Genomic DNA, 8252 nt, shown 5'->3' with positions numbered 1-8252 from the left:
CCCGCTCGGACATGAGTTCCGAGCGGGCCCCTGCTGTTAGCTTGTGGCGCTGAGTAGTTTAGGCCTCGTCGACGACCTTGAGGCCGCGCGTGTGGTCGATCTCGTTGAGGAGGTTAACGCGACGCTCGTGACGACCGCCCTCAAACTCGGCGTCGAGCCACTCGTCGACAATCATCTTGGCGAGCTCGGAGCCCACGACGCGGGCGCCAAAGGCGAGCACGTTGGTGTTGTTGTGCATGCGGGAGAGCTTGGCGCTGAAGGGCTCGGAGCACACGACGGCGCGCACGCCCTCTACCTTGTTGGCAGCCAGGCTGATACCGACGCCGGTGCCGCAGATCAGGATGCCCAGGTCGACGTCGCCGTTGGCAACGGCCTTACCCACCTTGTAGCCGGCGATGGGGTAGTCAAAGCTCTCGGAGGTGTCGGTGCCAAAGTTCACGACCTCGCAGCCGCGCTCCTTCAGGTGCTCGGAGATGATGTTCTTGAGCTCGACGGCGGCGTGGTCGTTACCGATACCGATCTTCATGGATGGTTCCTCTCTGGTCTGTGCGGCGCAAATGCTAAAGGTGTTTACCGCGTTCGACTGCATGATAGCGCGACTCTTGCGTAAACGCTCGGGCGTTTTTTGGTCAAACGCTTTAGCATGCAACAAGATCGGCTTCTCATGAATAATGCAGCCAATTTGTGCTCGAGCACTGTCCGCCGGAACCATGGTTGCGGTTTTTGATGCATTGTTATCAAATAAATAGAGTTAACTATTATCGAGAGTCCAGTCCGTTATGCAAGCAGGAGATACCTATGCCTACCGATTCCCTTCGCGATGCCGCGTTTTGCGATGTTTTGAACCGCGAGCTTGTCTGTGCACTCGGCTGCACCGAGCCCATTGCCGTTGCCTATGCAGCGGCGTTGGCGAGCCAGACGCTCACCTGTGAACCCGATCATATGGACGTTGCCTGCTCGGGCAACATCATCAAGAACGTCAAAAGCGTGACCGTGCCCAACTCGGGCGGTATGCACGGTATTGAGGCCGCGGCCGTGCTGGGTGCCGTGGGCGGTGACGCCAAGAGCGCGCTCGAGGTGCTCGAGAGCGTTAACGATGAAGACCGTGCACGCGTGGCCGAGCTCCTCGCTGACGCCGGCTACTGCGATGTGTCGCTTGTCGAGGGCGTGCCCAACCTCTACATCAAGGTGACTGCCACGGCCGGAGGCCATACCGCGGTCGTCGAGATTACCGATCACCACACCAACGTCACGTGCCATACGCTCGACGGTATTCCGGTTTGCGGCAAGTCGGCGGGGGAGTGTGCCGCCTGCGCCGAGCGCGTCGTGGCCGAGCGTGCGGCAGATAACGCCGACACGCCCATGTCGATTGAGTCCATCATCGACTTTATCGAGGACGGCGACATTGAGGACGCCCGCGCTGCCGTCGAGCGTCAGATTGAGCTGAATGGCGCAATCAGTGCCGAGGGCCTGGCGCACGCTTGGGGTGCCGAGGTGGGCCGCACACTGCTGGGCGCACGTGCCGATGACGTCGCCTGCCGTGCCCGTGCCCGTGCAGCCGCTGGGTCCGACGCCCGCATGAACGGCTGCGCGCTGCCGGTCGCCATCGTGTGCGGCTCGGGCAATCAGGGCATTACTTGCGCGCTGCCTGTTATGGAGTATGCCGAGTACCTGCGCTGCGACCATGAACGCCTGGTTCGTGCCGTGATGCTGTCCGATCTGATCGCCGTGCATATCAAGAGCTATATTGGTGCGCTCTCGGCGTTTTGCGGTGCCATTTGCGCCGCATGCGGTGCCGGTGCTGCCATTACCTGGCTGTGCGGTGGCACGCACGAGCAGATCGGCGCGACGGTCTCGAACACGCTCGGTAACGTTGGCGGCATCGTGTGCGATGGCGCCAAGGCAAGCTGTGCCGCCAAGATTTCCGCCGCCGTCGATGCTGCGATTCTGGGCCACGATATGGCCATGCAGGGCCGCGGTTTCCGCGCTGGCGAGGGCCTCATTCAGGATACCGTCGAGCAGACGATTGCCAGCATGGGCTATGTGGGCCGCGTGGGCATGAAAGATACCGACGTCGAGATCCTCAACATCATGATCGGCAAGACTCGAGTCTGCTAGTTACGCGGTTTTACCAAACCGCGTAACCAGTCGACGCTGCAAACGCCCCTAAGCGGCAATTTGCCTTTCAATCGTCGGGCATGGCCAGAAGGCCTATGCCCTCCTCTTTCAAGGCACATTGCTCGCTTAGGGGCGTTTTCGCTGACTTATGCTCAACCTGCGGCGTTATTTTGTTTGGAGCGAGGGGTCCTAAGACAGTTCGTTGGCTACTTGGTGCTCGTAGAAGGCCTCGATTACGGCGTTGAAGTTGCGGGCGAAGTCTTCCATGGTTCCGTGCCAGGTGGCTCGGCTGGGTTTTCCCTGGCCAACATAGGCAGTTTGAATGCCGCAGGCGGGGCTGGGGAAGTCGCGTTTGGGATCGTTGCCCACCATGAGGACCTCGTGCGGCTCGAGCCCCATCACCTGAAGCTGCTCTAGATAGTAGGTGGCATCGGGCTTGCAGCGGGTGGTGTTTCCCATGTGCGTGACGAGCTCAAAGGGGACGTCGGCCAGATCGCCCCAACCCATGCGGCACTCGATGGCCCCCTGCGGAAAGCTGGGATTGGTAAAGAGCGCGCAACGCAGTCCTGCATCCTGTACGGCCTGAAGCGCGGCGTGTGCGCCGGGCATGGCGTGGGCGTTGATGACATCGTCGTTCTTGTACGGCAGGACTTCGCGGTCGTAGTAGGTAAACGCCTCGTAGATAAGTGGGTCCGAGAGGCAAATGCCGCACCGGCGCTCAACCTCTTCTTGGTAGAACTCCAGATTGGTGCGATTATCCGTGCCGCTTCGGCGATTGGCGTTGAGGTCGACCAAGATGGTGCCGAGGCGTGCCATCGTGCCACCGTGGCTGCGGCGACCGATATCCGCGAGCATCGACGAGACATCCTTAAAATAGCGAAGGATGAATGCGTTGAGGTTGATGCTAAGAAGCGTTTCGTCCATATCGAAAACGACTGCTTCGAGCACGCGGGCACCTTTCTCGATAAATAGTTCCAGAATCGTTGGCTCCGGATACTTTACCTCAAAGGCGTATGGGCAAACTGCTTATCGTCAAGTTGTGGAGACGGCTGTCCATAAGATTACGAAAAAGTCTCCACACGAGTAAAAAAACGCAGTTCACGCTTGAAATCGAACCCATTTCCCCGTAACCTATACGAACGTGATTGCATAAGCGTCACATTAGTATCTGTCGGCTCCCGAGTGTTCCTAAACGTTGTGTGCTTGTCGCACCCTTCTGTAGGTCCTAGCAATCGGGGCCCCGTAGTTCGAAAGGGGTCCACCTTTGAGTGAGATTCAGAACTCGTCCATTTTCTCTCTTGACGATGTCAACGAGGAGGAGATGAACAACCTCATCGACGGTACGATTACCGACTTTGATGAGGGCGATCTCGTTAACGGCACTGTCGTTAAGATCGAGCATGACGAGGTGCTCGTTGACATCGGATTCAAGTCCGAGGGCGTTATCCCGGTCCGCGAGCTGTCCATCCGTAAGGACGCTAACCCTGCAGACATCGTTGCACTTGGTGATCCCATCGAGGCCCTGGTTCTCCAGAAGGAGGACAAGGACGGTCGTCTGGTCCTGTCCAAGAAGCGTGCCGAGTACGAGCGTGCTTGGAACCGCATCGAGGAGAAGTTCAACTCCGGCGAGAACGTCGAGGGCGAGGTTATCGAGGTTGTCAAGGGCGGCCTGATCCTCGACATCGGCCTGCGTGGCTTCCTGCCCGCTTCCCTCGTCGACCTCCGTCGCGTCAAGGACCTCACCTCTTACATGGGCACCCGCATCGAGGCCCGCGTCATCGAGATGGACCGCAACCGCAACAACGTCGTCCTCTCCCGTCGCGTCGTGCTCGAGGAGTCCCGTAAGGCCGAGCGCTCCGAGATCCTGTCCAAGCTCAAGTCTGGCATGCGTCTCCAGGGCACCGTTTCCTCCATCGTCGACTTCGGCGCCTTCGTCGACCTCGGCGGTATCGACGGCCTCATCCACATCTCCGAGCTTTCCTGGAACCACGTCAACCATCCTTCCGAGGTTGTCAAGGTCGGCCAGGAGGTCGAGGTCGAGGTTCTCGACGTCGATCTCAACCGCGAGCGCATCTCCCTGGGTCTCAAGCAGACCACCGAGGATCCGTGGCGCGCACTGGTCAAGAAGTACCCCGTCGGCGCTATCGTCGAGGGCACTGTGACCAAGCTTGTCCCGTTCGGCGCTTTCGTCGACCTGGGCGAGGGCATCGAGGGCCTGGTGCACATCTCCGAGATGGCCAACAAGCACGTCGACCAGCCTTCTCAGGTCACCCACGTGGGCGACAAGGTTCAGGTCAAGGTCATGGAGATCGACCTCGACCGTCGTCGTATCTCCCTGTCCATGAAGTCCGCTGCTGAGACTCTGGGCGTCGAGATCGAGGTCACCCCGCTGCCTTCCGAGAAGAAGGACGAGGAGACCGACGCCGAGTAAATCGGTTTGACGATCACTTGTTTTAAGGGATCCGTCCGCAATGGACGGGTCCCTTTTTGCATTTGTTGCTGAGGTACGCGATGCTGCCCGTGCGCAATGCTGTCCGGTCTGTCTGCTTGCTATTGGGTTGTCGGTGCATGAAAAAATGCCGACATCCCGCCTCGGGGAGGAGGCGGGAACGCACCGAGTAGACGGAGGGGTGCGGAGCGCGGTCGCGTCTCGACTGACGACGTTGCCCATCGACAGGACCATTGTAGCGCATGGCGGTTCTTGGTTTATCGTGTCGAGCGTTTGCGTTGTGCCATTGCCTGCGGCAACGGTGTGTTACACTCTTGCACTGCTGAGTGGGCCAGACGGTCGCGCGATGTGCTGCTTGCAGTACGCGTGAGGAAAGTCCGGGCTCCAGAGGGCGGGATGCCGGCTAACGGCCGGGCGGAGTGATCCGACGGAAAGCGCCGCAGAAAAGAAGACTCCCACCTGCGCCGCAAGGCGTAAAGGGAAAAGCTGAAACGGTGGTGTAAGAGACCACCAGCGTCGTGGCAACACGGCGGCTTGGCAAGCCCCATCCGGAGCAAGCGCGAATAGGAACGCTATGGGCCGGCCCGGTCCGCGTTCGGGTAGCGTGCGTGGAGCTGCACGGTAACGTGCAGACAAGATAAATGACCGTTCACGACAGAACCCGGCTTATAGGCCCACTTGGCAACTATGTTGACGCTGCGAACCCGTCAGCGCGGCAATCTGCCTTACAAGCCTTCGGGCACGACCATAAGGTCAATGCCCTCGTCTTTCAAGGCACCTTGCTCGCGCTGACGGGTTCTCGCTGTTGGTGACGGCATTATTGGCGTTTCCGTTCTTGTCGGCGAGGACAACGGTTCTGTCTTTACCGTATTATTGAGGCTGTTTGTTGCTTTGCTTGTTGTTGAGGGGCTTTGTTGGACAGCTATTTTACTCTGCAATCGAATATTGAGGCTTCGGGCGAGTTTGTGGACCGCAAGAGCCGTTTTATTGCCCAACTGGTCCATATTGAGTCCGAGGATGAGGCGAATGCCTTTATCGAGATGGTTCGCAAGCGTCATTACGACGCTCGACACAATGTTCCCGCGTGGATTTTAGTCGATGGACGCGAGCGCCAGAGCGATGATGGTGAGCCGAGCCGCACGAGCGGTATGCCGACGCTCGAGGTGTTGCGTGGCGCGGAACTCAAAAATGTTTGCTGCGTAGTGACGCGCTATTTTGGTGGCACGCTGTTAGGGCCCGGTGGCTTGGTGCGCGCCTATACCGCGGCGACGCAGGCGGCGGTGGCCGCGGCTCAGGAGGCCGGACAGATCGTTGAGATGACGAGCGTTGTGCCCGTTGATGTTCATGTGGCCTATCCGCAATACGAACAGGTGCTTCGCCTGGCGCAGGATTCGGGCGCCAAGGTTTCGGATACCGATTACGCGGATGCCGTGACGATTCATTTGGTGTTTAAGGCGGGGGAGCAGGAGCCGTTTTGCGCTAAGATGCGCGAGCTTATGGCGGGGCGCGAGGAGATTGAGGTCGGCGCCCCCGAATTTGCCGAGTTCTAACGGCGACGGCCAGCGTACTTTTGGATGGATCCCAAGCGCACGCCGGCCTTTGTTTTTCCGTTGCTGCCGTTTACTCGGCGAGCTGCTTTAGCACATCGCAGGCGATCGCGACGGCATCGTCGATGCAGCCAGGGCAGCTGCGGAGCGGACCCTTATCCGATCCGACGCCCTTGAGCGTGCCGCAGACGGTCGTCGTGTTCTTCTCGCCAAAACGCTTGGCGATCTCGCGCGACAGCTTGTAGGTCTGGCCCTTGGTCTTGGGGTTTTCCATGCCGTCGCTCATTACAAAGCCCATGATGGCCACGGCGCCCGAGATGGCGCCGCAGGTTTCGGTCATGCCGCCCATGCCGGCACCAAAGCCCTCGGTGAGGGTAAAGGCGATCTGGGGGTCGAGCCCGACGGCGGGCGCGAGCGTGCAGGCGACGGCCTGGGCGCAGTTAAAGCCGCGGGCGTGGTATTCGGCAGCTTGCGCCTGACAGGCGGTGATGTCGAGCTGGGCCGTATCGATTTGCTTCATCGTTGTCTCCTTGGTCACGGTGTACCCGCCTATGGTACCCGTGACGGTGCACGTAATCATCGAGAGCTTCATGTATGCCTCATTTTTATCTATCGAGCAAATGCCCAAGGCTTGAGATAAATACCCTGATCAATTTGTCTCATAACCCACCTTGGGGATGGGTTGAGAGGGGTGTGCGGTAGCGGTATCGTGAACCGAATAAAACAAAACCCAAGTAAGGGAGTTGGATATGAGCGAGCAGACCATCGGTACGACGTGTGTTCAGGGCGGTTATCGCCCGGGTGATGCGGAGCCGCGTCAGGTGCCTATCTACCAGTCCACCACGTGGAAGTACGACACGTCCGAGCACATGGGCAAGCTTTTTGATCTGGAGGAGTCGGGCTACTTCTATAGCCGTCTGCAGAATCCTACGTGCGACCTGGTTGCCGCCAAGATCTGCGAGATGGAGGGCGGCACTGCCGCGATGCTCACGAGCTCGGGCATGGCGGCGAATTTCCTCGCGATCTTTAACGTGGCCGGTGCCGGCGATCACGTGGTCGCGAGCTCTGCTATCTACGGCGGTACCTACAACCTGCTCGCCCATACCATGGAGCGCATGGGTCTGACCTGCACGTTCGTTGCCCCCGACTGCACCGACGAGGAGCTCGAGGCAGCCTTTGAGCCCAATACCAAGCTCGTCTTTGGCGAGACGATTGCCAACCCTGCCCTTGCCGTGCTCGATATTGAGCGCTTTGCCAAGGCCGCGCATGACCACGGCGTGCCGCTGATGGTCGACAACACCTTCCCGACGCCCGTGATGTGCCGTCCCTTTGAGTGGGGCGCCGACATCGTTACGCACTCCACCACCAAGTACATGGATGGGCATGCTGCCTACCTGGGCGGCGTGATCGTCGACCACGGCCAGTTTGACTGGATGGCTCATGCGGACAAGTTCCCGGGTCTCACCACGCCCGACGAGAGCTACCACGGCGTGACGTATGCCGAGAAGTTCGGTCGCGAGGGCGCCTTCATTACCAAGGCCACCGCGCAGCTCATGCGCGACCTCGGTCCCATGCAGAACCCTCAGGCGGCGTTTTTCCTGAACAGCTCGCTCGAGAGCCTGCACGTGCGTATGCCGCGTCATTGCGAGAACGGCCTGGCCGTTGCCAAGTTCCTGCAGAGCCATCCCAAGGTGCGCTTCGTGAGCTATCCGGGCCTGGAGGGCGACAAGTACTATGACCTGGCTCAGAAGTACATGCCCAACGGTACCTGCGGCGTCGTGAGCTTTGGCTTTAACGGTGGTCGCGCGGCGGCCGAGACCTTTATGAAGAGCCTCAAGCTCGCCCAGATTGCCACGCACGTGGCCGACGCCCGCACTTGCTGCCTGCATCCCGCTAATGCCACGCATCGCCAGATGAACGATGAGGAGCTCATCGCCTGTGGCATTTCCGCCGACATGGTGCGCCTGTCGTGCGGCCTCGAGGACACGGCCGATCTGATTGCCGACCTTGAGCAGGCGCTCGAGCAGTGCTAGGCTAGCGTTCGCACAAGGCGCCGATGCTGGCAGAAAGCTTCGGCGACCTTTCGTTCCGATTCCGTAGGCGGGACCCCAATCGCAACTGTTCGCAGGCGATGGGGC

Annotated in this window: 7 protein-coding genes and 1 other RNA gene; 5 read left to right on the top strand and 3 right to left on the bottom strand. The window is 59.8% G+C overall.

Annotated features, from left to right (window positions below):
• Positions 1-58: 58 nt before the first annotated feature.
• Positions 59-526, bottom strand: coding sequence for a ribose 5-phosphate isomerase B (gene rpiB, locus I2F59_RS08725; RefSeq protein WP_006234151.1), 468 nt, complete (start codon positions 524-526; stop codon positions 59-61).
• Positions 527-798: 272 nt separating this feature from the next.
• On the opposite strand from rpiB, the gene I2F59_RS08720 reads away from it, so the two are divergent.
• On the top strand, positions 799-2118 hold the full coding sequence (locus I2F59_RS08720; RefSeq protein ID WP_195503896.1) for an L-cysteine desulfidase family protein: 1320 nt from the start codon (positions 799-801) through the stop codon (positions 2116-2118).
• Between the two features lie 189 nt (positions 2119-2307).
• Here the strand turns inward: I2F59_RS08720 and I2F59_RS08715 are convergent, their stop codons facing one another.
• On the bottom strand, positions 2308-3066 hold the full coding sequence (locus I2F59_RS08715) for an HAD family hydrolase (RefSeq protein ID WP_195503895.1): 759 nt from the start codon (positions 3064-3066) through the stop codon (positions 2308-2310).
• A 316-nt stretch (positions 3067-3382) separates the two neighbouring features.
• Here I2F59_RS08715 and rpsA point away from each other — a divergent pair, with 316 nt between their 5' ends.
• From rpsA to I2F59_RS08700, 3 genes are all read left to right on the top strand, one after another.
• The gene (gene rpsA / locus I2F59_RS08710) at positions 3383-4549 is read left to right on the top strand and encodes a 30S ribosomal protein S1 (protein WP_022095232.1); all 1167 of its coding nucleotides are present in this window, start codon (positions 3383-3385) and stop codon (positions 4547-4549) included.
• A 341-nt stretch (positions 4550-4890) separates the two neighbouring features.
• Positions 4891-5252: RNase P RNA component class A (rnpB, locus tag I2F59_RS08705), an RNA gene on the top strand.
• 226 nt (positions 5253-5478) lie between these two features.
• Entirely contained in the window at positions 5479-6117 is a 639-nt protein-coding gene (locus I2F59_RS08700; RefSeq protein ID WP_195503894.1) for a YigZ family protein, read from the top strand.
• Positions 6118-6187: 70 nt separating this feature from the next.
• Here the strand turns inward: I2F59_RS08700 and I2F59_RS08695 are convergent, their stop codons facing one another.
• Positions 6188-6634 carry a C-GCAxxG-C-C family protein gene (locus tag I2F59_RS08695; RefSeq protein ID WP_229065419.1) on the bottom strand — a complete coding sequence of 149 codons (447 nt, stop codon included), beginning with the start codon at positions 6632-6634 and terminating at the stop codon, positions 6188-6190.
• Between the two features lie 229 nt (positions 6635-6863).
• Between I2F59_RS08695 and I2F59_RS08690 the strand changes: the two genes are divergently transcribed.
• On the top strand, positions 6864-8147 hold the full coding sequence (locus I2F59_RS08690) for an O-acetylhomoserine aminocarboxypropyltransferase/cysteine synthase family protein (RefSeq protein ID WP_022095229.1): 1284 nt from the start codon (positions 6864-6866) through the stop codon (positions 8145-8147).
• Positions 8148-8252: the final 105 nt, after the last annotated feature.

The organism is Collinsella aerofaciens (assembly GCF_015556945.1).
In the GTDB taxonomy this organism is placed as follows: Bacteria; Actinomycetota; Coriobacteriia; order Coriobacteriales; family Coriobacteriaceae; genus Collinsella; species Collinsella aerofaciens_AO.
Note: the sequence above shows the minus strand (reverse complement) of the source record. Positions and strands in the feature narration are given on the sequence as shown.